The sequence below is a fragment of the Vibrio furnissii CIP 102972 genome (assembly GCF_000176175.1).
Lineage (GTDB): Bacteria > Pseudomonadota > Gammaproteobacteria > Enterobacterales > Vibrionaceae > Vibrio > Vibrio furnissii.
Genome location: NZ_ACZP01000019.1, coordinates 19862 through 44124, shown reverse-complemented (window position 1 = coordinate 44124; position 24263 = coordinate 19862). Strand labels below are relative to the sequence as shown.

Annotated in this window: 23 protein-coding genes; 16 read left to right on the top strand and 7 right to left on the bottom strand. The window is 51.2% G+C overall.

Annotated features, from left to right (window positions below; genetic code table 11):
• Positions 1 to 2 precede the first annotated feature (2 nt).
• The 3 genes from glyQ to VFA_RS20310 all read left to right on the top strand — a co-directional run bounded on the left by glyQ (position 3) and on the right by VFA_RS20310 (position 4438).
• A complete protein-coding gene (gene glyQ, locus VFA_RS20320) occupies positions 3 to 920 on the top strand; it encodes a glycine--tRNA ligase subunit alpha (protein ID WP_004728737.1) in 918 nt (305 codons plus the stop codon).
• A gap of 14 nt (positions 921 to 934) precedes the next feature.
• On the top strand, positions 935 to 3001 hold the full coding sequence (glyS, locus tag VFA_RS20315; protein ID WP_004728736.1) for a glycine--tRNA ligase subunit beta: 2067 nt from the start codon (positions 935 to 937) through the stop codon (positions 2999 to 3001).
• A 186-nt stretch (positions 3002 to 3187) separates the two neighbouring features.
• Complete coding sequence (locus VFA_RS20310; RefSeq protein WP_038152658.1) at positions 3188 to 4438, top strand: valine--pyruvate transaminase; 1251 nt, start codon at positions 3188 to 3190, stop codon at positions 4436 to 4438.
• A 40-nt stretch (positions 4439 to 4478) separates the two neighbouring features.
• On the opposite strand, the gene VFA_RS20305 is transcribed toward VFA_RS20310, so the two are convergent.
• The 7 genes from VFA_RS20305 to dnaA all read right to left on the bottom strand — a co-directional run bounded on the left by VFA_RS20305 (position 4479) and on the right by dnaA (position 12190).
• A complete protein-coding gene (locus VFA_RS20305) occupies positions 4479 to 4916 on the bottom strand; it encodes an Hsp20 family protein (protein ID WP_038152653.1) in 438 nt (145 codons plus the stop codon).
• A gap of 29 nt (positions 4917 to 4945) precedes the next feature.
• Positions 4946 to 5068 carry a hypothetical protein gene (locus VFA_RS24180; RefSeq protein WP_004728733.1) on the bottom strand — a complete coding sequence of 41 codons (123 nt, stop codon included), beginning with the start codon at positions 5066 to 5068 and terminating at the stop codon, positions 4946 to 4948.
• A 258-nt stretch (positions 5069 to 5326) separates the two neighbouring features.
• A complete protein-coding gene (locus tag VFA_RS20300; RefSeq protein ID WP_004728731.1) occupies positions 5327 to 5743 on the bottom strand; it encodes a GreA/GreB family elongation factor in 417 nt (138 codons plus the stop codon).
• A 343-nt stretch (positions 5744 to 6086) separates the two neighbouring features.
• Positions 6087 to 8504, bottom strand: coding sequence for a DNA topoisomerase (ATP-hydrolyzing) subunit B (gyrB, locus tag VFA_RS20295; protein ID WP_038152652.1), 2418 nt, complete (start codon positions 8502 to 8504; stop codon positions 6087 to 6089).
• An 18-nt stretch (positions 8505 to 8522) separates the two neighbouring features.
• Positions 8523 to 9602, bottom strand: coding sequence for a DNA replication/repair protein RecF (recF, locus tag VFA_RS20290; RefSeq protein WP_004728729.1), 1080 nt, complete (start codon positions 9600 to 9602; stop codon positions 8523 to 8525).
• A gap of 17 nt (positions 9603 to 9619) precedes the next feature.
• Complete coding sequence (dnaN, locus tag VFA_RS20285) at positions 9620 to 10720, bottom strand: DNA polymerase III subunit beta (protein ID WP_004728728.1); 1101 nt, start codon at positions 10718 to 10720, stop codon at positions 9620 to 9622.
• 63 nt (positions 10721 to 10783) lie between these two features.
• Positions 10784 to 12190: a chromosomal replication initiator protein DnaA gene (gene dnaA, locus VFA_RS20280; RefSeq protein ID WP_004728727.1), complete on the bottom strand. Its 1407-nt coding sequence runs from the start codon at positions 12188 to 12190 to the stop codon at positions 10784 to 10786.
• A gap of 310 nt (positions 12191 to 12500) precedes the next feature.
• On the opposite strand from dnaA, the gene VFA_RS20275 reads away from it, so the two are divergent.
• The 13 genes from VFA_RS20275 (at position 12501) to VFA_RS20225 (ending at position 24239) form a co-directional block, all read left to right on the top strand.
• Positions 12501 to 13247, top strand: coding sequence for an amino acid ABC transporter substrate-binding protein (locus tag VFA_RS20275; RefSeq protein WP_004728726.1), 747 nt, complete (start codon positions 12501 to 12503; stop codon positions 13245 to 13247).
• A gap of 72 nt (positions 13248 to 13319) precedes the next feature.
• On the top strand, positions 13320 to 13991 hold the full coding sequence (locus VFA_RS20270; protein WP_004728725.1) for an amino acid ABC transporter permease: 672 nt from the start codon (positions 13320 to 13322) through the stop codon (positions 13989 to 13991).
• Positions 13988 to 14725 carry an amino acid ABC transporter ATP-binding protein gene (locus tag VFA_RS20265; protein ID WP_004728724.1) on the top strand — a complete coding sequence of 246 codons (738 nt, stop codon included), beginning with the start codon at positions 13988 to 13990 and terminating at the stop codon, positions 14723 to 14725. The genes VFA_RS20270 and VFA_RS20265 overlap by 4 nt, the downstream gene beginning before the upstream one ends.
• 254 nt (positions 14726 to 14979) lie before the next feature.
• The gene (gene rpmH / locus VFA_RS23555) at positions 14980 to 15117 is read left to right on the top strand and encodes a 50S ribosomal protein L34 (RefSeq protein ID WP_004728723.1); all 138 of its coding nucleotides are present in this window, start codon (positions 14980 to 14982) and stop codon (positions 15115 to 15117) included.
• Positions 15118 to 15163: 46 nt separating this feature from the next.
• Complete coding sequence (gene rnpA, locus VFA_RS20260) at positions 15164 to 15487, top strand: ribonuclease P protein component (protein WP_004728722.1); 324 nt, start codon at positions 15164 to 15166, stop codon at positions 15485 to 15487.
• Complete coding sequence (gene yidD / locus VFA_RS23550; protein WP_081454181.1) at positions 15454 to 15711, top strand: membrane protein insertion efficiency factor YidD; 258 nt, start codon at positions 15454 to 15456, stop codon at positions 15709 to 15711. The genes rnpA and yidD overlap by 34 nt, the downstream gene beginning before the upstream one ends.
• Before the next feature lie 2 nt (positions 15712 to 15713).
• Positions 15714 to 17336 (top strand): membrane protein insertase YidC, encoded by a 1623-nt coding sequence (yidC, locus tag VFA_RS20255; RefSeq protein ID WP_004728721.1) that lies wholly within the window; start codon positions 15714 to 15716, stop codon positions 17334 to 17336.
• A gap of 94 nt (positions 17337 to 17430) precedes the next feature.
• Positions 17431 to 18792: a tRNA uridine-5-carboxymethylaminomethyl(34) synthesis GTPase MnmE gene (mnmE, locus tag VFA_RS20250; RefSeq protein WP_004728720.1), complete on the top strand. Its 1362-nt coding sequence runs from the start codon at positions 17431 to 17433 to the stop codon at positions 18790 to 18792.
• Positions 18793 to 19091: 299 nt separating this feature from the next.
• Positions 19092 to 19526 (top strand): FMN-binding protein MioC, encoded by a 435-nt coding sequence (gene mioC, locus VFA_RS20245; protein WP_004728719.1) that lies wholly within the window; start codon positions 19092 to 19094, stop codon positions 19524 to 19526.
• Between the two features lie 488 nt (positions 19527 to 20014).
• Positions 20015 to 21910, top strand: coding sequence for a tRNA uridine-5-carboxymethylaminomethyl(34) synthesis enzyme MnmG (gene mnmG, locus VFA_RS20240; protein WP_004728718.1), 1896 nt, complete (start codon positions 20015 to 20017; stop codon positions 21908 to 21910).
• Complete coding sequence (gene rsmG / locus VFA_RS20235) at positions 21910 to 22545, top strand: 16S rRNA (guanine(527)-N(7))-methyltransferase RsmG (protein WP_004728717.1); 636 nt, start codon at positions 21910 to 21912, stop codon at positions 22543 to 22545. Before mnmG ends, rsmG begins: the two co-directional genes overlap by 1 nt.
• A 15-nt stretch (positions 22546 to 22560) precedes the next feature.
• Entirely contained in the window at positions 22561 to 23334 is a 774-nt protein-coding gene (locus VFA_RS20230) for a ParA family protein (protein ID WP_014204191.1), read from the top strand.
• Between the two features lie 23 nt (positions 23335 to 23357).
• On the top strand, positions 23358 to 24239 hold the full coding sequence (locus VFA_RS20225; RefSeq protein WP_004728715.1) for a ParB/RepB/Spo0J family partition protein: 882 nt from the start codon (positions 23358 to 23360) through the stop codon (positions 24237 to 24239).
• The last annotated feature ends 24 nt before the right edge of the window (positions 24240 to 24263 follow it).

Genomic DNA, 24263 nt, shown 5'->3' with positions numbered 1-24263 from the left:
CTATGCAAAAATACGATATCAAAACCTTTCAGGGTATGATCCTCGCGCTGCAGGATTATTGGGCCCAACAAGGCTGTACCATTGTTCAACCATTAGATATGGAAGTGGGCGCAGGTACGTCTCACCCAATGACGTGCTTACGAGCTCTTGGCCCAGAGCCAATCGCTACAGCGTATGTTCAACCTTCACGCCGTCCAACAGATGGTCGTTACGGTGAAAACCCGAACCGTCTGCAACACTACTACCAATTCCAGGTCATCATTAAACCGTCACCAGACAACATTCAAGAGCTGTACCTCGGTTCTCTGAAAGTGCTGGGCGTTGACCCACAAGTACACGACATCCGCTTCGTGGAAGATAACTGGGAAAACCCAACACTCGGTGCTTGGGGTCTGGGCTGGGAAGTGTGGCTAAACGGCATGGAAGTGACGCAGTTCACTTACTTCCAGCAAGTGGGTGGTCTTGAGTGTAAGCCGGTTACCGGCGAAATCACGTACGGTATCGAGCGTCTAGCGATGTACATTCAGGGCGTAGATTCTGTGTATGATTTGGTATGGACCGATGGCCCACTAGGTAAAGTGACCTACGGTGACATCTACCACCAAAACGAAGTCGAACAGTCCACGTACAACTTCGAACACGCCGATGTCGACTTCCTGTTCACCTTCTTCGACCAATGCGAAAAAGAGTGTCTCCACCTGTTAGCACTGGAAAAACCACTGCCATTGCCAGCATACGAGCGCATTCTGAAAGCCGGACACGCGTTCAACCTGCTGGATGCACGCAAAGCGATTTCCGTCACGGAACGTCAACGCTACATCCTGCGTATTCGTAACCTGACGAAGTCAGTGGCTGAAGCTTATTACGCATCCCGTGAAGCACTGGGCTTCCCAATGTGCAAAAAGTCCGAAGAGAAGTAAGGGGAAGACGTCACATGGCAAAAGAATTTTTGATTGAGCTGGGTACGGAAGAGCTGCCGCCAAAACAACTGCGTACACTGGCAGAAGCGTTTGCAGCAAACTTTACTGCAGAACTGAACAATGCGGGCATCGCACACGATGGCGTGACTTGGTACGCCACCCCACGTCGTCTGGCACTGAAAGTGGCCAACTTGGCAGAAGGTCAACCGGACAAAGTGGTTGAAAAACGGGGTCCAGCGGTCAGCGTCGCGTTTGATGCCGACGGCAACCCAACCAAAGCAGCACAAGGCTGGGCACGCGGCAACGGCATTACCGTTGAGCAAGCTGAACGCCTCGTCACCGACAAAGGTGAATGGCTGCTGTTTAAAGAGCAAGTGAAAGGCCAAGACACCGCTGCCGTGGTTGTCGACATGGCTGCCAAAGCACTGGCTCATCTGCCGATCGCCAAACCGATGCGTTGGGGCGATAAAGAAACGCAATTCATCCGTCCGGTCAAAACCCTGACCATTCTGTTTGGCGACACCCTGATTGACGGCGAAATTCTCGGCGTGAAATCAGGCCGCATCATCCGTGGCCACCGCTTCATGGGTGAACCTGAATTCACCATCGATTCGGCAGCGCAGTACCCTGCGATCCTGCTAGAGCGCGGTAAAGTGATTGCCGATTACGAAACCCGTAAAGCGATGATCATCGACGGCGCCCAAAAAGCGGCTGCAGAACTGGGCGGCATCGCCGATCTGGAAGACGATCTGGTTGAAGAAGTGACCTCGTTGGTTGAATTCCCAGTGGTCCTGACGGCGAAATTTGAAGAGAAATTCCTCAAAGTGCCAGCGGAAGCCCTGGTGTACACCATGAAAGGTGACCAGAAATACTTCCCAGTTTACGACGCCAACAAGCACCTGCTGCCTAACTTCATCTTCGTGTCCAACATCGAGTCCAAAGAGCCTCGCCATGTTATTGAAGGGAACGAGAAAGTGGTTCGCCCACGTCTGGCTGACGCCGAGTTCTTCTTCAACACCGACCTGAAGAGCAAACTGGTTGATCGCCTGCCTCAGCTAGAAACGGCAATTTTCCAGCAAAAACTGGGCACCATCAAAGACAAAACCGACCGTATCACCGAGCTTGCAGGTTACATTGCTGAGCAAATCGGTGCCGATGTCGAGAAATCCAAACGAGCTGGTCTGCTGGCCAAGTGTGACCTCATGACATCCATGGTGTTCGAATTTACCGATACCCAAGGTGTGATGGGCATGCACTACGCCCGCCACGACGGTGAAGCCGAAGAAGTGGCTGTGGCACTGAACGAGCAGTACATGCCACGTTTCGCTGGCGACAGCCTGCCAACCAATGGCGTGTCTGCCGCTGTCGCGATGGCAGACAAACTGGACACCATCGTGGGTATCTTTGGTATTGGCCAAGCGCCGAAAGGCAGTGACCCGTTTGCCCTGCGCCGTGCATCACTGGGTGTACTGCGTATCATCGTGGAATACGGTTACAACCTGGATTTGGTCGACCTTGTCGCCAAAGCGAAATCACTGTTTGGTGATCGCCTGAGCAACGACAATGTTGAGCAAGACGTGATTGAATTCATGCTGGGCCGTTTCCGTGCTTGGTACCAAGACGAAGGCTTCAGCGTGGACATCATTCAAGCGGTGTTGGCACGTCACCCAACCAAACCGGCTGACTTTGACCGCCGTGTGAAAGCGGTGTCGCACTTCCGTGACCTTGATGCGGCCGAAGCGTTGGCAGCGGCGAATAAACGTGTGGGTAACATCCTGGCGAAATTCGACGGCGAGCTGGCGCAAGAGATTGACTTGGCGCTGCTACAAGAAGACGCAGAAAAAGCGTTGGCAGAAGCGGTCGAAGTGATGACTGAAGCTCTGGAACCGGCATTTGCTACTGGCAACTACCAGCAGGCTCTGAGCCAACTGGCGGGTCTGCGTGAACCGGTCGATGCGTTCTTCGACAACGTGATGGTCATGGCCGATGATGAAGCGCTGAAGAAAAACCGTCTGACGCTGCTGAATAACCTGCGTAACCTGTTCCTGCAAATCGCGGATATCTCCCTGTTGCAGAAATAACGTCGTTCTTCGACTTGGTTTGTTCAAAGCCCGACTCTCTGGAGTCGGGCTTTGTTTTTTGATCGAAAACAAAATAGTACTTTGCCTGTCAAAAACATTGCGGTATGTTCAAGAACTACTCTAAATGGCGGAGATTCCTCCCGCTAACCAACAAGATACAAACACAACACTTTAGGCAGTCGAATCATGCAGTTTTCTACTTTTGGCGAGAAATTTAATCGGTACTCCGGAATAACCCAGTTAATGGACGATTTAAACGATGGTCTGCGCACGCCAGGCGCCATCATGCTCGGTGGCGGCAACCCGGCCGCGATTCCGGAAATGCTCGATTATTTTAAACTCACCAGTGAAGAGATGCTGGCCGACGGCTCTCTGATTGCTGCCATGACCAACTACGACGGCCCACAAGGCAAAGATGTGCTGGTCAAAGCACTGGCCACACTATTGCGCGACACGTACGGCTGGGACATCAGCGAAAAAAACATCAGCCTGACCAACGGCAGCCAAAGCGGCTTCTTCTATCTGTTCAATTTGCTGGCCGGGCGCCAACCGGACGGCAGCTTCAAGAAAATTTTGCTGCCACTGGCCCCAGAATACATCGGCTATGGTGATGCGGGCATTGACGAGGATATTTTTGTCTCCTACCACCCAGAAATCGAACTACTCGATAACGGCCTGTTCAAATACCACGTCGATTTTGAGCAGCTTTCCGTCGATGAATCGGTGGCGGCGATTTGTGCCTCCCGACCAACAAACCCAACTGGCAACGTGCTGACGGAAGAAGAAATCCATAAGCTGGACCAACTGGCGCGCGACAACAACATTCCGCTTATCATCGACAACGCTTACGGCGTGCCGTTTCCCAACATCATTTTTGAAGATGTGGAACCCTTTTGGAACGACAACACCATTTTGTGCATGAGCCTATCCAAGCTAGGGCTGCCGGGCGTGCGCTGCGGCATTGTGATTGCCAGCGAAGCCGTCACCCAAGCGCTGACCAACATGAATGGCATCATCAGTTTGGCGCCGGGGAGTGTCGGCCCAGCAGTGGCGCATCGTATCATTGAAAAAGGCGATCTGCTGCGTCTTAGCCAAGATGTGATCAAGCCATTCTACCGCCAGAAATCGCAGCGCGCGGTGACCTTGCTGCAACAGGCGATCGACGACCCACGTTTTCGCATTCATAAGCCTGAAGGCGCGATTTTTCTGTGGCTGTGGTTTGATGAACTGCCCATCACGACCCTAGAACTCTACCGTCGCCTTAAAGCACGTGGCGTGCTGATCGTGCCGGGAGAGTATTTCTTCATCGGCCAAAAAGAAGACTGGGCGCATGCCCATCAGTGCCTGCGCATGAACTACGTGCAGAACGATGACGCGATGCAACAAGGCATTGCCATCATCGCCGAGGAAGTGAAAAAGGCGTACTTGGAAGGTTAACCACCGCGCATAAAAAAGCCCGCCGAAGCGGGCTTTTTCATTATTGATTCTCAAGCAACTGGGTGCCGTTGATGGCAATTTTACGCGGTTGCATTGCCTGCGGAATTTCACGTTCTAAGTCGATGTGCAGTAACCCTTTTTCCATCACTGCGCCAATCACTTTGACGTAATCTGCCAGTTGGAACTTGCGCTCAAAATCGCGTTCCGCAATGCCCTGGTAGATGTAGTTCTTATTCTCTTCCGGCTGGCGTTCACCACGCACAATCAGCGTATTTTCTTGCTGCGTAATGTCCAGTTCATCCTCCGCAAATCCAGCCACCGCCATGGTAATGCGGTATTTGTTCTCTTCTTGCTGTTCAATGTTGTACGGAGGGTAACCGCCCTGTGTGTTTTTGGCGGTGTTGGCTTCCATCATGTTCAACAGACGGTCAAAGCCAATTGCGTTGCGGTATAAAGGCGTGAAATCTACAGTTCTCATCATACTATCCTCTTGATTAAGCAATAGTCTTAACCTTGATCGGTTAAGGCACGGTCCTCATTCTTCAGACATGAGGCCATTGATTGGTTAATGGTGTAGTGGCGTTGATCCTCATCGGAGCGATCCCGCGTCACCACGGTGTGGGAATCCATTCGGCATCCCCTTCAGTTTCATATATAAGGTCGCGCAGCGTACTTTCAAGCCATGTACCAAAAATTTTTTTCAATCATCAAAAAGCCCGATCATTGATCGGGCTTCTCGCACTTTATCCAGACTCGAGGCGATTAACCGCGTGATTTACGCAATTTAATCACGCCGTTCTCCTGCGCTTTTTCCTGCTTCTGGCGACGTTTTTCTTTCAGGGTCATTTGAGGTTTCTTTTGCATCTGCTTACTCATGAGGATCTCCGTTCACTGACATAAGACGCAGCCACATCGCAAAGGACGAGCTGGCGGCTGAACTTCATAGACAATTTCGGTAATCGCATATCGGCGAGAACGACCGAGAATACGGAGTTCCAACACGTCATCGCGCGCCCGCCCCATGAGCGCAGAGCCTAGGTACGAATCCCAAGCCAACTGGCCGGACAGCGGTTGATGCTGATGAGACGCCACCAGCGTCATGCGATACTGATGATAACGTTCGGTATCCACCAAATGCACCGTATCTCCCAGCGCAATACGCGTGGTATTGCGACAGCGTTTCTGCAGCGCGCAGGTGTGTTGCAGTTGCAACAAACGCAGCGGTGACTGATACGTCACAAAGCGGCTGGTCAGCCACCAAGTGCGTATGGCATCACCACATGCCATGATAAAACGAGCGAACATGATGGCTCCTTTGAACGCATTACCGATTCAACAATCTTGGGTAGGTAAACCGGAAGTGACGCCACTCCCGGCTTAAGCCAGGAACGTAACCATCTGCTGCCTCCTTGATGCTTTGTTATCCAACTCATTGCACTATAGCGAGTTCACCATAGAAAGCAAAAGCGCCCAGCGGAACAAAATGGCGCCCCACCCTAAGAAAAGACACAAAGTGGTAACTGGGCTCAGAAAGGAAGGAGGAAGCATCGAAAAGGGGTGAAAAGAGGGATAAAGTTGCAATTTGTCTGCGACAAGAAATAAAAAAAGCAGCGAACCTGTCGCTGCTTTTGTGCCTGGATTAAACCGACTATACGTCGAGGTTCGCCACTTTCAGGGCGTTGTTTTCGATGAACGCACGACGAGGTTCGACTTGATCCCCCATCAGTGTGGTAAACAGCTCATCTGCACCCACGGCATCATCGATGGTGACTTGCATCATGCGACGTGTTTCTGGATCCATGGTGGTTTCCCACAGCTGATCCGGGTTCATCTCACCCAAACCTTTGTAGCGCTGTACAGACAAGCCACGACGTGATTCTTTGATCAGCCAATCAAGGGCCGCTGCAAAGCTCGCCACCGGTTGTGTACGCTCGCCACGTTTGATGTATGCACCGTCTTCGATCAGGCCATGCATCGCTTCAGACAATTCAGCCAGCTTGCCGTACTCTTTGGAGTTCAGCAGATCCACACTCAGCAGGTATTCATGCGTCACACCGTGTGTGCGCACTTTGATGCGCGGTGAGTAGACGTTGTGTTCTGCGTTATGTTCCAGTGTGAAGCTGTATTGGCTCGCGCCCACTTCTTTGGCGTTCAACTGATCAATCAGTTGTTGCGTCCACGCTTGCGCGCCGGCTTCATCCTGACATTTTTCAGCCGTCATGCGTGGCATGTAGATGAATTCATGGATCAGAGAATGCGGGTAACGACGGCTCATGCGTTCGATCAGTTTGATGGCAGCATTGTATTGCTGAACCAATTTCTCCAACGGTGCGCCCGCCAATGCTGGTGCGTCAGCGTTCACGTGCAGCTCTGCGTTGTCCATCGCCAGTGCGATCTGGTATTGGTTCATCGCCTCTTCATCTTTGATGTACTGCTCTTGTTTGCCTTTCTTCACTTTGTACAAAGGTGGCTGAGCAATGTAGATGTAGCCACGTTCAATCAGCTCCGGCATTTGACGGTAGAAGAACGTCAGCAGCAGCGTACGAATGTGAGAACCATCGACGTCCGCATCGGTCATGATGATGATGTTGTGGTAACGCAGTTTGTCTGGGTTGTATTCGTCACGGCCGATACCGCAGCCCAGCGCTGTGATCAGCGTGGCCACTTCTTGCGATGACAACATCTTGTCAAAACGTGCTTTTTCTACGTTAAGGATTTTACCTTTCAGCGGCAGAATCGCCTGATTCTTACGGTTACGACCTTGTTTTGCAGAACCGCCCGCTGAGTCACCCTCCACAATGTAGAGTTCAGACAACGCTGGATCTTTTTCCTGACAGTCCGCCAGTTTGCCGGGTAGGCCCGCGAGATCTAGTGCGCCTTTACGACGTGTCATTTCACGTGCTTTACGTGCCGCTTCACGCGCACGTGCTGCATCGATGATTTTGCTACACACGATTTTCGCTTCCGATGGGTTTTCTGCCAAGAAGTCATTCAACTTCTCGCCCATGGCCGATTCAACCGCAGATTTCACTTCTGAAGACACCAGTTTGTCTTTGGTTTGGCTTGAGAATTTTGGATCAGGCACTTTCACCGACACGACCGCCGTCAACCCTTCACGCGCATCGTCACCCGACGTCGCGGTTTTGGCTTTCTTGCTATAGCCTTCTTTGTCCATGTAAGTGTTCAGTGTACGCGTTAACGCCGCACGGAAACCGGCCAAGTGCGTCCCACCATCGCGCTGTGGAATGTTGTTGGTGAAACAGTAAATGCTTTCTTGGAAACCATCGTTCCACTGCATCGCCACTTCCACGCTGATGCCATCTTCACGTTCAGAGTTGAAGTGGAATACTTTCTCGTGGATGGGCGTTTTGTTGCGGTTCAGGTGGTTTACAAATGCTTGAATACCGCCTTCGTACATGAAGTGATCTTGTTTGTTGTCTTCGCGCTCATCCACCAGCTTGATGGACACGCCAGAGTTCAAGAACGACAGCTCGCGCAGGCGTTTCGCCAGAATTTCGTAATGGAATTCGATGTTGGTAAAGGTTTCAGCGCTTGGCCAGAAACGGACCATGGTGCCGCTGCGATCGGTATCACCCACCACCGCCAATGGCGCTTCAGGAACACCGTGACGGTAGGTTTGGGTGTGCACTTTGCCACCGCGGTGAATGGTCAAGACCACTTTTTCCGACAGGGCGTTCACCACCGACACACCAACCCCGTGCAGACCACCGGATACTTTGTAGGAGTTGTCATCAAACTTACCGCCGGCGTGCAGAACCGTCATGATGACTTCTGCCGCAGACACTTTTTCTTCAGGGTGGAGCTCGGTCGGAATACCACGACCGTCATCGCTGACCGATACCGAGTTATCTTCGTGAATGGTCACGATGATGTCTTTACAGTAACCCGCTAACGCTTCATCAATCGAGTTATCCACCACCTCAAAAACCATGTGGTGCAGACCGGTGCCATCATCAGTGTCGCCGATGTACATACCCGGACGCTTACGTACCGCGTCTAGACCCTTCAGTACTTTAATACTCGATGAATCGTAATTATTCGACATGAGTTACTCTCTCACTATTTATCCTTGCCCTATTGTGCCATGTTCCACATGAAACATCTTGCTGTTCGGCTCGACCATGTCGGCAACCTGGCTTTCAGTAATAGAACTTACAAAAACTTGTGCCCCCGTCGCTTTCAAGCAGTCAGCGAGACGCTTACGACGTTGGCTATCGAGTTCGGAAGCAAAATCATCAATCAAATAGATGCATTGCTTCCCGGTCAGCTCGGTCAAATGCTGCCCTTGCGCGACACGCAGGGCGCAGACCATCAATTTGAGCTGGCCTCGTGACAGAACATCTTCCACTGGTGTTCCGTTCACTTTTATCTTTAAATCTGCTTTGTTAGGACCGCTGAACGTGTATCCAAGCAATTGATCACGTTCGAAGTTTTTTTGCAGTATCTCATGATACGGCGTCTCTTTTTCCCAGCCTCGATAATACTTCAATGTAATTTCGAATTCCGGCAAAAATGTGCGACATAACTCCTCTGCCACACGTTTCATCTGCTCAACATAGGCCCCGCGCCACTGGTCGATGTTTTCCGCCAGTCTGGCCAGTTCTTGATCCCAATAGCTGAGCTCGCGATAACTGCTCGCGGTCTTGAGCAGCGCATTGCGCTGTTTGTTGAGCCGTTTGAATCGGCCCCAGGCATCAAAGAATGCCACTTCAGTGTGAAACACGCCCCAGTCGATAAACGCACGACGTTGTTTCGGTCCGTCCGTCAGCAATTCAAACCCTTCCGGGTGAATCAATTGCAGCGGTAACACCTGAGCCAGTTGAGCTAACTTTTGCCCAGATTGACCGCCTATTTTAACCTCTGTTGAGCCATCGCGCTGCTTATTAATGCCAATCGGTAGCTCAAATTGATCCGAGGTCAAAAAACGACCGTGAACAAAGAGTTCTGAGCACTCATTCTGAATCACACGCCCCGTCAGCGTGCTCTTGAACGAGCGGCCATGACCGAGCAGGTAAATGGCTTCCAGCACGCTGGTTTTGCCACTGCCGTTGGGGCCAATAAGAAAGTTAAAGCCTGATGATAGCGGAATATCACAGGCTTTAATGTTGCGAAATTGCTGAACAATCAGTCGAGTAAGCGGCATAGCGCAATCGTCATGAATTACAGGCGGATGGGCATCACCACGTACATGGCGCTGTCATCATCGACGTTTTCAATCAGCGCACTGGCGTTTGCATCGGACATCGAGACACGCACGTTTTCACACCGCAGGGTGTTGAGTACATCCAGCACGTAGCTGACGTTAAAACCGATTTCGATCGCTTCGCCGTCGAAGTTGACGTCAAGCATCTCTTCGGCTTCTTCCTGTTCTGGGTTGTTGGCGGTAATGCGCATTTCGCCACCATCCAGATTGACGCGTACGCCCCGGAATTTCTCGTTCGACAGAATCGCCGCACGCGAAAATGCTTGGCGCAATTCATCACAGCCCGCTTGTAGCGTTTTGTTGGTATTTTGCGGCAATACGCGGCGATAATCCGGGAAACGGCCATCAACCAGTTTGGAAGTAAACACAAAGTTGTTCACTTCAGCACGCAGGTTTGAGCTACCGATTTGCAGCACCACTGGTTGCTCAGGCGCATCCAGCAGTTTCACCAGTTCCAGTACCCCTTTGCGCGGTACGATAATTTGTTTGTTGGCGAAATCTGCGCCCAGTTCGGTTTGCGACACCGCCATACGGTGACCATCGGTCGCCACGCTGCGCAAGGTGCTGCCGTCAATTTCAAACAGCATGCCGTTGAGGTAGTAGCGCACGTCTTGGTTGGCCATCGAAAACTGTGTTTTCTCAACCAAGCCACGCAGTTCGCCTTGGGTCAGCGACAATTCCACTTCGCTTTGCCAATCTTCAATGTTCGGGAAATCGCTGGCGGGTAAGGTTGCTAAAGAGAAGCGGCTGCGCCCTGAGCGCACTTGCACGCGATCGCCTTCCAGCACCACCGTGATCACCGCCGCATCCGGCAGGCCACGGCAGATGTCGAGGAATTTGCGCGCTGGCACCGTGGTGGTGCCCGCTTCGAAATCACCTTCCAGCGTCACGCGGCTGACCAGTTCAACTTCTAGATCCGTCGCGGTCATGGAGAGCTGATTGTCTTCCACTTTTAGCAGCAAGTTACCCAAAATCGGCAACGTTGCTCGCCCGCCTAATGTGCCGGAGACTTGTTGCAATGGTTTAATGAAGTGACTACGTTCAATCGTAAATTTCATAGTGTGCTCTTAAACGAGATTGGATAAACGACGTGACACATCCACGCTCAGTATCGCGTGATGTTACGAAGACAGGGTTCGAATCAGGTTCGAATAGTCTTCTTTAATATCGTGGCTTTCTTCGCGCAGTTGTTCGATCTTACGACACGCATGCAGCACGGTCGTGTGGTCACGGCCCCCAAACGCGTCGCCGATTTCCGGCAAGCTGTGGTTGGTCAGCTCTTTCGACAGAGCCATCGCCAATTGACGAGGACGCGCCACTGAGCGTGAACGACGTTTGGAGAGCAGATCCGCGACTTTAATCTTGTAGTATTCGGCAACGGTCTTTTGAATGTTGTCGATGGTGACCAGTTTCTCTTGCAGCGCCAACAAATCGCGCAGTGCTTCACGCACGAAATCGATGGTGATCGGGCGACCGGTAAAGTTGGCGTTGGCAATCACGCGGTTCAGCGCCCCTTCCAACTCACGCACGTTTGAACGCAGACGTTTTGCAATAAAGAACGCCACTTCATCCGGCAGATGAATTTGGTGATCTTCGGCTTTTTTCATCAAGATTGCGACGCGCGTTTCCAGCTCTGGTGGCTCGATCGCAACAGTCAGCCCCCAGCCAAAGCGGGATTTGAGGCGATCTTCCACCCCGTTGATCTCTTTTGGATAACGGTCGGATGTCAAAATGATTTGCTGGTTTCCTTCCAACAGCGCGTTGAAAGTATGGAAAAATTCTTCTTGCGAACGCTCTTTATTGGCAAAGAACTGAATGTCATCGATCAGGAGTGCATCCACACTGCGGTAATAGCGTTTGAATTCTTCAATCGCGTTGTTTTGCAGCGCTTTCACCATGTCCTGCACGAAACGTTCCGAGTGCATGTAGACCACTTTGGCGTTCGGGTTGTTGTCGACGATGGCGTTGCCCACCGCATGCAGCAAGTGCGTTTTACCCAAACCGGTCCCACCGTATAAAAACAGTGGGTTGTAGGCCGCCCCCGGATTGTCGGAGACCTGACGCGCGGCCGCAAGGCCGAGCTGGTTCGACTTACCTTCGACAAAGTTATTGAATTTGTGCTTTGGATTCATGTTGGAACGATAGGTAATTTCCGGCGCATTGGCCGCATCATCATCCCAGGTTTTGTGAATCGGTTTACGTTGCGCCAGTTGCGCAGGCGCAGAAGACTCTGCCGCCACATCCGCAGCGGTGCGTTTTTGAGTCGGTTTTGGCGCCACCACCCGGCGGCTGCCCACTTCAAACCGTAGGCTCGGCACATCATGACCGCAAAAATCTTTCAACAGGCGGTTGATGTTGTTGATGTATTTGTCGCGAACCCAATCGAGAACAAAGCGGTTGGGTGCAAACAAAGTGAGAGTATTGTCATTGAGCTCCGCTTGTAACGGACGAACCCACATGCTGAATTCTGCGGCTGGTAGCTCCTCTTGAAGCTGTTGCAGGCACTGCAACCAAAGCGAAGATGACACGATTCTCTCACTCTAAATCAATGATCGGTAAAGATTGGCAATTCTACCTGTTGATAACTCAGATCGCCAGCGATTGATCCACGTTCCAGTGAATAAGATCCAAGTTATTCACAATATTTTCTCATCAGTTGGCAAGATCCACACAGCACGTCCTAAATTTACTCACACAGTGATCCACAGATTCAATGATCAACCGGAGTTATCCCCAAAAATGGGTGATCGTCCAGTTATGGTTAATAACAACTGGTTATTTATTCTATTAAGTTATTTACCAGTAATATCACGCCCTATAATCATAAGGAGTCACAAGATGAAAAACTGGATTAAATTGGCAGTGGCCGCGCTTGCTCTATCCGCCGCGACTGTACAAGCCGCAACAGACATCAAAGTCGGGATGTCGGGTCGTTACTTCCCATTCACCTTCGTCAAGCAAGACCAACTGCAAGGTTTTGAAGTGGATGTGTGGAACGAGATCGGTAAACGCAACGATTACCATGTGGAATATGTGACCTCAAACTTCTCAGGTTTGTTTGGTTTGCTGGAAACTGGCCGCATTGACACCATCTCGAATCAGATCACCATGACCAAAGAGCGTCAGGCGAAATACCTGTTCTCGGCACCGTATGTCATCGATGGCGCGCAAATTGCCGTGCGTAAAGGCAACGACAGCATCCAAGGCATCGAAGACCTGGCCGGTAAAACCGTGGCAGTGAACTTGGGGTCAAACTTCGAACAACTGCTGCGTGCGCACGACAAAGACGGCAAAATCAACATCAAAACCTACGATACCGGTTTTGAACGTGATGTCGCACTGGGCCGCATCGATGCGTTCGTGATGGACCGCCTCTCTGTGCTGGAAGTGATTGATAAAACAGGTCTGCCATTGCAATTGGCAGGGTCTCCATTTGAAACCATCGCCAACGCGTGGCCATTCCTGAACAACGAGAAAGGCCATAAATTGCAGTCGGAAGTGAACCAAGCACTTGCTGCGATGCGTGCAGACGGTACACTGAGCCAGATTTCTGAGAAATGGTTCGGTACGGATATTACCAAATAACTGAGACCAATAGCCGAATCAATAAGGTGGAATCGCAGGATTCCGCCTTTTGTTGTCTTTAGGGGGACGTAAATGGGGTTTGATTTTCAATACATGCTGGGGCTGATGCCGATCCTGCTCAAGTATCTGAGCACCACCATGGAAATGGCGGTGTGGGGCATGTTCTTTGCGCTGATTTTGTCCGTGCTGCTGGCCAACATCCGCGTGTTCAAAGTGCCGGTGTTGAACGCCCTGAGCCAGTTGTACATCAGCTTCTTTCGTGGCACACCGCTGCTGGTACAAATGTTTCTGTTGTACTACGGCCTACCGCAGATTTTCCCACTATTAATCGGCATTGATGCGTTTAGCGCGGCCGTAATCGGTTTGACGCTGCACTTTGCTGCCTACATGGCCGAAACCATTCGCGCGGCGATCATCGGTATCGACCGCAGCCAGATGGAAGCCAGCCTGTCGGTCGGCATGACCACGGGGCAAGCGATGCGCCGCATTATTTTGCCGCAAGCCAGCCGCGTCGCGCTGCCGTCATTGATGAACTACTTCATCGACATGATCAAATCGACCTCACTGGCATTTACCTTCGGCGTGGCGGAAATCATGGCCAAAGCGCAGATGGAAGCCTCCTCCAGCTTTCGCTTCTTTGAAGCCTTCCTGGCCGTAGCACTGATTTACTGGGCGGTCGTGATGGTTCTGACCCGCGTGCAGATTTGGGCAGAGAATAAACTGAATAAGGCGTATGTACGATGATCACGTTATCCAACATTCATAAACGCTTTGGCGATGCCGAGGTACTAAAAGGCATCGATATCACCATCAATCAGGGTGAAATCATTGTGATTATCGGCTCTAGCGGCACCGGTAAATCCACCCTACTGCGCTGCGTGAACTTTCTTGAGCAGGCCGACCAAGGCACCATCACCATTGATGATGTCAGCGTCGATACCCAAAAACACACCAAAGCCGAAGTGCTGGCCCTGCGCCGCAAAACCGGATTCGTGTTTCAGAACTACGCGCTGTTTGCTCACCTCACCGCACGTCAGAACATTGCGGAAGGCCTCATCACCGTGCGTGGCTGGAAAAAAGATCAAGCGCTACAGCGTGCGCAGCAGATCCTCGAAGACATTGGTCTGGGCGATCGCGGCGACAGCTACCCAGCGGCGCTCTCTGGCGGCCAGCAGCAACGCGTCGGCATTGGCCGTGCGATGGCGCTGCAACCGGAACTGCTGCTGTTTGATGAACCCACCTCTGCGCTGGACCCAGAATGGGTGGGCGAAGTACTGGGGCTCATGAAAAAACTCGCCACCCAGCACCAAACCATGCTGGTGGTGACTCACGAAATGCAATTTGCCAAAGAGGTCGCCGACCGCGTGATCTTTATGGCGGAAGGGAATATTGTTGAGCAAGGTTCTCCACAGGATATCTTTGACCATCCACAGGATCCACGCCTCAGAAAATTCCTGAATCAGGTCGGGATCGATTAAGGATCCTTGAGATTTTATCGAGACTCCGTATAATCGGCCGACCGGAAAGTATGAAGCCCGAGCCTGAACGTTTTTCGTTCGTTGGAATCGAGTTTCGGCAAACCCAATCATTGACACCTTTTGTGACTGTGATTACAATTCCGCCTCTTTGTTGAGAGGCGTCGGAATGTCCTTTCTTTTATATACAGAGAAGACGTATTGCCCACGCCGGGTTTTATGAACCTAAAAACTACTGATCAGTAAAGGTAATAACCATGTCTAAACGCACTTTTCAACCTACAGTTCTAAAGCGCAAGCGTACTCACGGTTTCCGTGCACGCATGGCGACTGCGAACGGTCGTAAAGTAATTAATGCACGTCGTGCAAAAGGCCGTAAGCGCCTGTCAAAATAATCGCTAGCTTATTTTGAGTACGTACGCATTTAATCGGGAGTTACGTTTGTTAACTCCCGAGCATTATCAAAATGTCTTTCAGCAAGCTCACCGAGCAGGCTCCCCCCATTTCACCATCATTGCACGCGATAATAACCTTTCTCATCCTCGTTTAGGGTTAGCGGTTCCTAAGAAACAAATCAAGACAGCCGTTGGTCGTAACCGCTTCAAGCGTTTGGCCCGCGAAAGCTTTCGTCTCAATCAACACAAACTTGCACACAAAGATTATGTTGTCATTGCGAAGAAAAGCGCCCAAGATTTGAGCAATGAGGAAATGTTCACTTTGTTCGACAAGTTATGGCATCGCCTTTCACGCCCTTCACGTGGCTAGCCATTGGTTTAGTCCGACTATACCAGTGGTTTATTAGTCCGCTGATCGGCCCGCGTTGCCGATTTACGCCCACTTGCTCTACTTATGCGATAGAAGCGTTGAGAGCTCACGGATTTGTAAAAGGGTGTTGGTTATCCGGCAAACGTCTATTAAAATGCCACCCTTTGAACGAAGGGGGATTTGACCCCGTTCCACCAGTCCAAAAACACGACAGAGATAAATAACGATGGATTCTCAACGTAATATCCTGTTAATCGCTTTGGCTCTGGTTTCTTTTTTACTTTTCCAACAGTGGCAAGTAGCGAAGAACCCAGCACCTCAAGCGGTTGAGCAGGCTCAAACCAGCAGTGCCGTCCCTGCACCGTCTTTAGCCGATGAGTTCGATCCAGCACCATCGCAAAACAGTGCTGCGGCCAAAGTGATTACCGTCACTACAGATGTACTGACTCTGTCTATCGACACAGTTGGTGGTGATGTGGTCACAGCAAAACTGAACCAATACTCTGACGAATTGGACTCAGAAAACCCATTCGTCCTGTTGAAAAATACACAAGGTCATCAATTCATCGCGCAAAGCGGCCTGATCGGCCCTCAAGGGATCGATCTGAGCAGCAACAATCGCCCAACCTACACGGTTGACGCAGACAGCTTCACGCTGGCTGACGGCCAAGATGAACTGCGTATTCCGATGACTTACCAAGCCAACGGCCTTGAATACACCAAAACATTCGTGCTCAAACGTGGGAACTACGCGGTTGACGTTGAATTCAACGTGGTGAACCACTCAGGCAACAACGCCACTCTGGGCATGTACGCACACCTGCGTCAAAACCTGCTCGATTCTGGCGGTAGCCTAGCGATGCCAACTTACCGTGGCGGCGCTTACTCAACTGAAGATACGCGTTACAAAAAATACAGCTTTGACGACATGCAGGATCGCAACCTTGCGATGAACCTCGCCAACGGTCAAGGTTGGGCAGCGATGATCCAACACTACTTTGCGTCTGCATGGATTCCACGCAACGAGCCAGGCACCAACCTGTACTCTCGCGTGATCGGCAACCTGGGTGACATTGGCGTCCGCATGCCAAACAAAACCATCGCAGATGGCCAACAAGCTGATTTCAAAGCCACCCTGTGGGTCGGTCCTAAACTACAAGACCAAATGGCGGCCACTGCGCCAAACCTGGACCTCGTGGTTGACTACGGCTGGCTATGGTTCATCGCGAAACCACTGCACTGGCTACTGTCTGTTATTCAGTCATTCGTTGGTAACTGGGGTGTGGCAATCATCTGTCTGACCTTCATCGTACGTGGTGCGATGTACCCGCTGACTAAAGCGCAGTACACCTCCATGGCGAAAATGCGCATGCTGCAACCAAAACTGCAAGCCATGCGTGAGCGCATCGGCGATGACCGTCAGCGCATGAGCCAAGAAATGATGGAACTGTATAAGACAGAGAAAGTGAACCCGCTGGGCGGCTGTCTACCTATCTTCCTACAGATGCCGATCTTCATTTCGCTGTACTGGGCCCTGATGGAATCGGTTGAACTGCGTCACTCACCATTCTTTGGTTGGATTCACGACTTGTCAGCACAAGACCCGTACTACATCCTGCCATTGTTGATGGGTGCAAGTATGTTCTTCATCCAGAAAATGAGCCCAACCACCGTGACGGATCCAATGCAGCAGAAGATCATGACCTTTATGCCGGTTATGTTTACGTTCTTCTTCCTGTTCTTCCCGTCAGGTTTGGTACTGTACTGGTTGGTATCGAACATCGTGACTCTGATTCAACAGACTTTGATTTACAAAGGTCTGGAGAAAAAAGGCTTACACTCCAAGTAAGCACGAAGCGAATCAGCAAAGGCGGCCAAAAGGTCGCCTTTTTGTTGCTTGCTGATTACAATGACGCTAATTCGATTTTTTTACAGGTAAGGTTATGACTACCGATACTATCGTCGCGCAAGCCACGGCTCCGGGTCGTGGTGGCGTTGGCATTATTCGCGTTTCAGGTCCCAAAGCCACGGAAGTGGCGCTGGCAGTGACCGGCCGCACGCTCAAGCCACGTTACGCAGAATACCTGCCTTTCAAAACAGAGTCGGGGGTGGAACTGGATCAGGGCATCGCGCTCTTCTTCCCAAACCCGCACTCGTTTACCGGTGAAGACGTACTGGAGCTGCAAGGCCACGGCGGCCCCGTGGTCATGGATATGCTCATCAAACGCATTCTGATGATTCCTGGCGTGCGTCCGGCGCGTCCGGGCGAGTTCTCTGAGCGCGCGTTTCTTAACGACAAGATGGACCTGACACAAGCGGAAGCGATTGCCGACTTGATCGACGCCAGCTCCGAAGAAGCAGCCAAATCGGCGCTCAAATCGCTGCAGGGTCAATTTTCCAAACGCATCCATACGCTGGTGGAATCGCTGATCCATCTGCGCATCTACGTCGAAGCAGCAATTGATTTTCCGGAAGAAGAAATCGACTTTCTTGCCGACGGCAAAGTCTCCGGCGACCTACAAGCCATCATCGACAACCTCAACGCGGTGCGCCAAGAAGCCAATCAAGGCGCCATCATGCGTGAAGGGATGAAAGTGGTGATTGCAGGCCGTCCGAACGCCGGGAAATCCAGCCTGCTGAACGCGCTGTCTGGCAAAGAGTCTGCGATTGTGACCGATATTGCCGGCACCACGCGCGATGTCTTGCGTGAACACATTCACATCGACGGTATGCCACTGCACATCATCGACACCGCCGGTTTGCGGGAAGCGTCGGATGAAGTGGAAAAAATTGGCATCGAGCGAGCGTGGGACGAAATCGCGCAAGCGGACCGTGTTCTGTTTATGGTTGACGGTACCACCACCAGCGCCACCGATCCCAAAGACATTTGGCCCGATTTTGTCGATCGCCTACCCGACAGCATGGGCATGACCGTGATCCGCAATAAAGTCGATCAAACCGGCGAAACGCTGGGGATCTGCCACGTGAATCAACCCACGCTGATCCGCCTATCGGCGAAAACCGGTGAAGGCGTCGATGCGCTGCGTTCACACTTAAAAGCATGCATGGGCTTTACCGGCAATCAAGAAGGCGGCTTTATGGCGCGCCGCCGCCACCTCGATGCGCTGGAACGTGCCGCAGAACACCTGAGCATTGGTCAGCAGCAACTGGAAGGCTACATGGCGGGAGAAATTCTGGCAGAAGAGCTGCGTCTGGCGCAGCAACATCTCAATGAGATCACCGGGGAATTCAGTTCAGACGACCTACTCGGGCGCATCTTCTCCTCATTCTGTATCGGCAAGTAATTGATGAAGGCTAAGCGTGACTCAACGCTTAGCCTATTTTTTTTGTGATACGCCCGCGTTTCTTTGCCTTTTTGTCAACTCATTTTCCCCGCCTTCCCTGCACCACATGACCTTTGACCGAGTATGATCCCTTAGGCGCGATCCCCCTTGTGGAGAAGCTTGTGCACAGGCAGGATCCTTTCTTGATAGCGTGGGGACACGATCTTGCCCTTTACTATCCACAGCTTACCCCTGTATTCTTCTCACCCAAGTCGATTATTCACTTCTTTCGTTTAAGACGAAACAGCTCGGGGTTTTATATGATTCACATCATCACAGGCAGTACCTTAGGCGGCGCAGAATACGTCGGAGATCACCTCAGCGATTTGCTGCAGGCGCAGGGAAAAGAGACCACGATTCACAATCAGCCACAATTGGCAGAGATTCCTGCGCAAGGAACGTGGTTGATCATCACATCGACGCACGGCGCAGGCGATTACCCAGACAACATCCAACCGTTTATTCAGGCGCTACAAGCCACCCCCCCCAACACCCGCGATCTGACATTTGCCGTGGTGGCCATAGGCGACTCAAGTTATGACACGTTCTGTGCCGCGGGCCAACACGCGTTTGATTTGCTCGAAGATATTGGGGCAACACCGCTGGCGGACTGCTTTACCATCGATGTGCAAGAGTATCCCGTGCCGGAAGATGCCGCCGAAGTGTGGCTCAATGAGCGCATTGCAGCGTTCTAATCGATCTGTGAAGCGGCCATCGGTCGCTTTTTTTCAATCTCAAGAAAGGGAACGTGCCCCGTTGTGAATGTTTTTTCACGCTTTCGTCAGAAAAAGGCAGTATGGATTCACGCGAAGGGCTGTGCATAACTCTGCGCTTATCCGGTGATCAACCTATAGTTATCCAAATAACAACTTAGATCCAAATTACCCCCTGTGAATAACTGCCATTTTTGATCCCAGCTAATCCTCGATCAGATCAGGTGATGATCACATGTTCTGATCAAGAGAAGATCCATGATCTCGTTGATCATTTTTCACTTATCCACAGAGATCGTCGATCCTAATAGTAGATCCAATAAAAGATCTCTAAATAGATCTTTATATATTATTTAGTTAAACACTCGGGATGGAAAAAAGCAGAAAAGCGATTTTCTAGCCAATGGAAAGAAGGTAGAATACGTCTCTTTTATTTTATCTCTTCGCTCAATGAATACCTGAGGTCGTTCATGCTTTATCACGAAACATTTGACGTCATTGTGGTTGGTGGCGGTCACGCAGGAACGGAAGCCGCGCTCGCAGCCGCTCGTACAGGCCAACGTACGTTACTTCTCACTCACAATATCGACACGCTGGGACAGATGTCCTGTAACCCAGCAATCGGCGGTATTGGTAAAGGCCACTTAGTTAAAGAAGTGGATGCGATGGGTGGTCTGATGGCAGAAGCCATCGATCATGCGGGTATTCAATTTCGCACACTGAACGCCTCAAAAGGGCCTGCGGTACGTGCGACACGTGCTCAAGCCGACCGTGCACTGTACAAAGCGTACGTTCGCCATACGTTGGAAAACACCCCCAATCTGACGCTGTTCCAACAAGCGGCGGATGATCTGATCGTTGAAAACGATCAAGTGCGTGGTGTGGTGACCCAAATGGGGCTCAAATTCCGCGCCAAAGCCGTTGTATTGACCGTGGGCACCTTCTTGGGCGGAAAGATCCACATTGGCTTGGAAAACTTCTCTGGTGGCCGCGCAGGCGATCCACCATCGATCGCCTTAGCACAGCGTCTGCGTGAATTGCCATTCCGCGTGGATCGTCTGAAAACCGGCACTCCACCTCGCATCGATGCCAATAGTGTCGATTTCTCGATATTGGAAGCGCAACACGGTGACAATCCAACACCGGTGTTCTCATTCATGGGCAAACGCGAGCATCATCCGCGTCAGATTCCATGTTTCATCACGCACACCAATGAGAAAACGCATGACGTGATTCGTGCCAACCTCGATCGCAGCCCAATGTATGCGGGTGTGATTGAAGGGATTGGGCCACGTTACTGTCCGTCGATTGAAGACAAAGTCATGCGTTTTGCGGATAAAAACAGCCACCAAATTTTCATCGAACCGGAAGGTCTGACAACCACAGAACTGTATCCAAACGGCATCTCAACCAGTTTGCCTTTTGACGTGCAAGTGCAGATCGTGCGTTCGATGAAAGGGTTTGAGAATGCGCATATTGTCCGTCCGGGCTATGCGATCGAATACGATTTCTTTGATCCACGCGATCTAAAACAGACCTTTGAAACCAAGTTTATTCAAGGTTTGTTCTTCGCTGGCCAGATCAACGGCACCACCGGGTACGAAGAAGCGGCAGCGCAAGGCCTGATGGCGGGTCTGAACGCGAGCTTGTTTAGTCAAGACAAAGAGGGCTGGAGCCCACGTCGTGACCAAGCGTATGTCGGCGTGCTGATTGACGATTTATCAACCATGGGCACCAAAGAACCGTACCGCATGTTCACATCGCGTGCGGAATACCGTTTGCTGCTGCGTGAAGACAATGCCGATCTACGTTTGACTGAAAAAGCCCGTGAACTGGGCCTGATCAACGATGCGCGTTGGGCACGTTTCAATCAGAAGATTGAACACATGGAAACCGAACGTCAACGTCTGAAAGAGACCTGGATGAACCCGAATTCTGACGGTGTTGACGCACTTAACGCACTGCTGAAAACGCCGATGTCGCGTGAAGCCAGCGGTGAAGATCTGCTACGTCGCCCTGAAATGACGTACGACTTGCTGACTTCGTTGTCGGCCTTTGCTCCTGCGCTTGAGGATCGTGAAGCCGCGGAACAAGTTGAAATTCAGGTGAAATACGACGGTTACATTCAGCGTCAGCAAGATGAGATCGAAAAATCTCTGCGTCATGAGCACACCAAACTGCCTATCGACCTCGATTACAAAGCGGTCAAAGGCTTGTCGAACGAAGTGGTGATGAAGCTCAATAACGCGAAACCGGAAAGTATCGGTATTGCGTCACGCATTTCGGGAATCACTCCTGCGGCGATCTCTATTCTGCTGGTGCACCTGAAAAAACACGGCCTACTCAAGAAAGGAGAAGCCGCGTAATGAATTCGCTACGCGTTAAACTTGATGCCCTGATTGCTCAGACCGACCTTGACGTGTCTGAGCGTCAACGTGAGCAGCTGGTTGGTTATGTCGAGCTGCTCAACAAATGGAACAAAGCCTATAATCTGACATCCGTACGCGACACGTCTGACATGCTCGTGAAGCACATTATGGATAGTATTGTGGTGAGCCCGCTGTTGGTGGGGGAGCGTTTTATTGATGTTGGGACGGGGCCAGGTCTGCCGGGGATTCCTTTGGCGATCATGAACCCGACCAAGAGCTTTGTTTTGCTGGATAGTTTGGGCAAGCGGATTCGCTTTATCAAACAGGTCTTGCATGAACTGAACATCACCAATGTCACGCCGGTTCAGAGCCGCGTGGAAGAGTTTGACGGTGGTGAAGACGGTTTTGACGGTGTGTTGAGTCGTGCGTTTGCTTCCATCACGGACATGGTGGAGTGGTGCCATCACTTACCGCGTGCTAAAACCGGTGTCTTCTTAGCGCTGAAAGGGCAATTACCGCAAGATGAGATTGAACAGCTGCCGGAATGGTGTTCTGTGATCGATATCAAAGCTTTGAAAGTTCCTGAGTTGGAAGGTGAGCGTCATCTTGTAATCTTATCGCGCAAGGGATAATAACGAGGCACGACCGTGGGTAAAATCGTAGCGATCGCTAACCAGAAGGGTGGCGTAGGAAAAACAACAACTTGTATTAATTTGGCGGCCTCAATGGCGGCCACCAAACGCAAAGTGCTGGTGATTGATCTCGACCCGCAAGGCAATGCAACCATGGCCAGCGGTGTGGATAAATATCAGGTTGATGCCACTGCGTACGAGCTGTTGGTCGAAGAAGCCCCATTTGAAGAAGTGGTGTGTCGTAAGACCACAGGTCATTACGACCTGATTGCAGCCAATGGCGACGTGACGGCAGCCGAGATCAAACTGATGGAAGTGTTTGCGCGTGAGGTGCGTTTGAAGAACGCTCTCGCGTCAGTTCGTGATAACTATGATTTCATCTTTATCGATTGTCCTCCTTCTTTAAACCTCCTTACAATCAATGCGATGGCGGCAGCCGATTCGGTTTTAGTACCGATGCAATGCGAGTACTTTGCCTTGGAAGGTTTAACGGCGTTAATGGATACCATCAGTAAGTTAGCTGCGGTGGTGAATGACAATCTGAAGATCGAAGGTCTGCTTCGTACCATGTACGATCCACGCAACCGACTCGCTAACGAAGTTTCTGATCAATTAAAAAAACACTTTGGCAACAAGGTGTACCGCACAGTTATCCCTCGCAACGTTCGCCTCGCTGAGGCGCCAAGTCATGGCAAACCTGCCATGTATTACGACAAGTATTCGGCCGGAGCCAAAGCGTATCTCGCGTTGGCAGGCGAAATGTTACGTCGTGAAGAAGTACCCGCATAACACCAACTAAAGGATTCGTGTGCATGACTAAACGTGGTTTAGGAAAAGGGCTGGACGCACTGCTGTCCACCAGCTCTCTGGCTCGTGAGAAACAACACGTGGCCTCTCAAAGCCAAGCTATGTCTAGCGAGGGTGAGTTGACCGATCTTGTGATCACCAACCTGAAGCCGGGTATGTACCAACCCCGTAAAGATATGTCGCCGGAGGCGCTGGAAGAACTGTCTGCCTCCATTCAATCTCAAGGCATCATTCAGCCGATCGTGGTGCGTCCACTGGCGTTGGGTGGTTACGAAATTATTGCCGGTGAACGTCGCTGGCGAGCGGCGCGTCAAGCCGGCCTCAAGCAAGTGCCGTGTTTGGTGAAGCGCGTCGACGATCGTGCGGCGATCGCCATGGCGTTGATCGAAAATATTCAGCGTGAAGATCTGAATGTGATCGAAGAGGCACAAGCGCTAGAACGCTTGCAGGATGAATTCAAACTGACTCATCAACAAGTTGCGGATGTGATCGGTAAGTCGCGCGCCACGGTGAGTAACTTGCTGCGTTTGAACCAGCTGGACGACAGCGTGAAACGTTTGGTGGAGACGCGTCAGTTAGAAATGGGCCATGCTCGCGCGTTGTTGATGCTCGACGGTGAACAGCAAATTGAAGTGGCTGCTCGGGTCGCGAAGAAACAACTGACGGTGCGCCAAACCGAACAACTCGTAAAAAAATGCCTCTCAGAGGACTCTGATGTAAAAAATGTGCCAGAAGACGTAGAAATACAACAAATGTCACAAAATCTGAGTGAAAAACTCGGGGCAAAAGTGTCAATCGTCCGTTCAAAAAGCGGAAAGTCAAAAGTCACGATAAGTCTTGATGAGCCTCACAAATTCGAGCAACTAATTGCCAAGCTACAAGGCTAAGTGAGATAATTGATTTAAATCAAT

Bases quoted from the DNA above. Each gene is read 5' to 3' on its own strand.
- glyQ (WP_004728737.1), top strand. From the start codon at position 3: ATGCAAAAATACGATATCAAAACCTTTCAGGGTATGATCCTCGCGCTG.
- glyS (WP_004728736.1), top strand. From the start codon at position 935: ATGGCAAAAGAATTTTTGATTGAGCTGGGTACGGAAGAGCTGCCGCCA.
- VFA_RS20310 (WP_038152658.1), top strand. From the start codon at position 3,188: ATGCAGTTTTCTACTTTTGGCGAGAAATTTAATCGGTACTCCGGAATA.
- VFA_RS20305 (WP_038152653.1), bottom strand. From the start codon at position 4,916: ATGAGAACTGTAGATTTCACGCCTTTATACCGCAACGCAATTGGCTTT.
- VFA_RS24180 (WP_004728733.1), bottom strand. From the start codon at position 5,068: ATGGATTCCCACACCGTGGTGACGCGGGATCGCTCCGATGAGGATCAA.
- VFA_RS20300 (WP_004728731.1), bottom strand. From the start codon at position 5,743: ATGTTCGCTCGTTTTATCATGGCATGTGGTGATGCCATACGCACTTGG.
- gyrB (WP_038152652.1), bottom strand. From the start codon at position 8,504: ATGTCGAATAATTACGATTCATCGAGTATTAAAGTACTGAAGGGTCTA.
- recF (WP_004728729.1), bottom strand. From the start codon at position 9,602: ATGCCGCTTACTCGACTGATTGTTCAGCAATTTCGCAACATTAAAGCC.
- dnaN (WP_004728728.1), bottom strand. From the start codon at position 10,720: ATGAAATTTACGATTGAACGTAGTCACTTCATTAAACCATTGCAACAA.
- VFA_RS20275 (WP_004728726.1), top strand. From the start codon at position 12,501: ATGAAAAACTGGATTAAATTGGCAGTGGCCGCGCTTGCTCTATCCGCC.
- VFA_RS20270 (WP_004728725.1), top strand. From the start codon at position 13,320: ATGGGGTTTGATTTTCAATACATGCTGGGGCTGATGCCGATCCTGCTC.
- VFA_RS20265 (WP_004728724.1), top strand. From the start codon at position 13,988: ATGATCACGTTATCCAACATTCATAAACGCTTTGGCGATGCCGAGGTA.
- rpmH (WP_004728723.1), top strand. From the start codon at position 14,980: ATGTCTAAACGCACTTTTCAACCTACAGTTCTAAAGCGCAAGCGTACT.
- yidD (WP_081454181.1), top strand. From the start codon at position 15,454: ATGGCATCGCCTTTCACGCCCTTCACGTGGCTAGCCATTGGTTTAGTC.
- yidC (WP_004728721.1), top strand. From the start codon at position 15,714: ATGGATTCTCAACGTAATATCCTGTTAATCGCTTTGGCTCTGGTTTCT.
- mnmE (WP_004728720.1), top strand. From the start codon at position 17,431: ATGACTACCGATACTATCGTCGCGCAAGCCACGGCTCCGGGTCGTGGT.
- mioC (WP_004728719.1), top strand. From the start codon at position 19,092: ATGATTCACATCATCACAGGCAGTACCTTAGGCGGCGCAGAATACGTC.
- mnmG (WP_004728718.1), top strand. From the start codon at position 20,015: ATGCTTTATCACGAAACATTTGACGTCATTGTGGTTGGTGGCGGTCAC.
- rsmG (WP_004728717.1), top strand. From the start codon at position 21,910: ATGAATTCGCTACGCGTTAAACTTGATGCCCTGATTGCTCAGACCGAC.
- VFA_RS20225 (WP_004728715.1), top strand. From the start codon at position 23,358: ATGACTAAACGTGGTTTAGGAAAAGGGCTGGACGCACTGCTGTCCACC.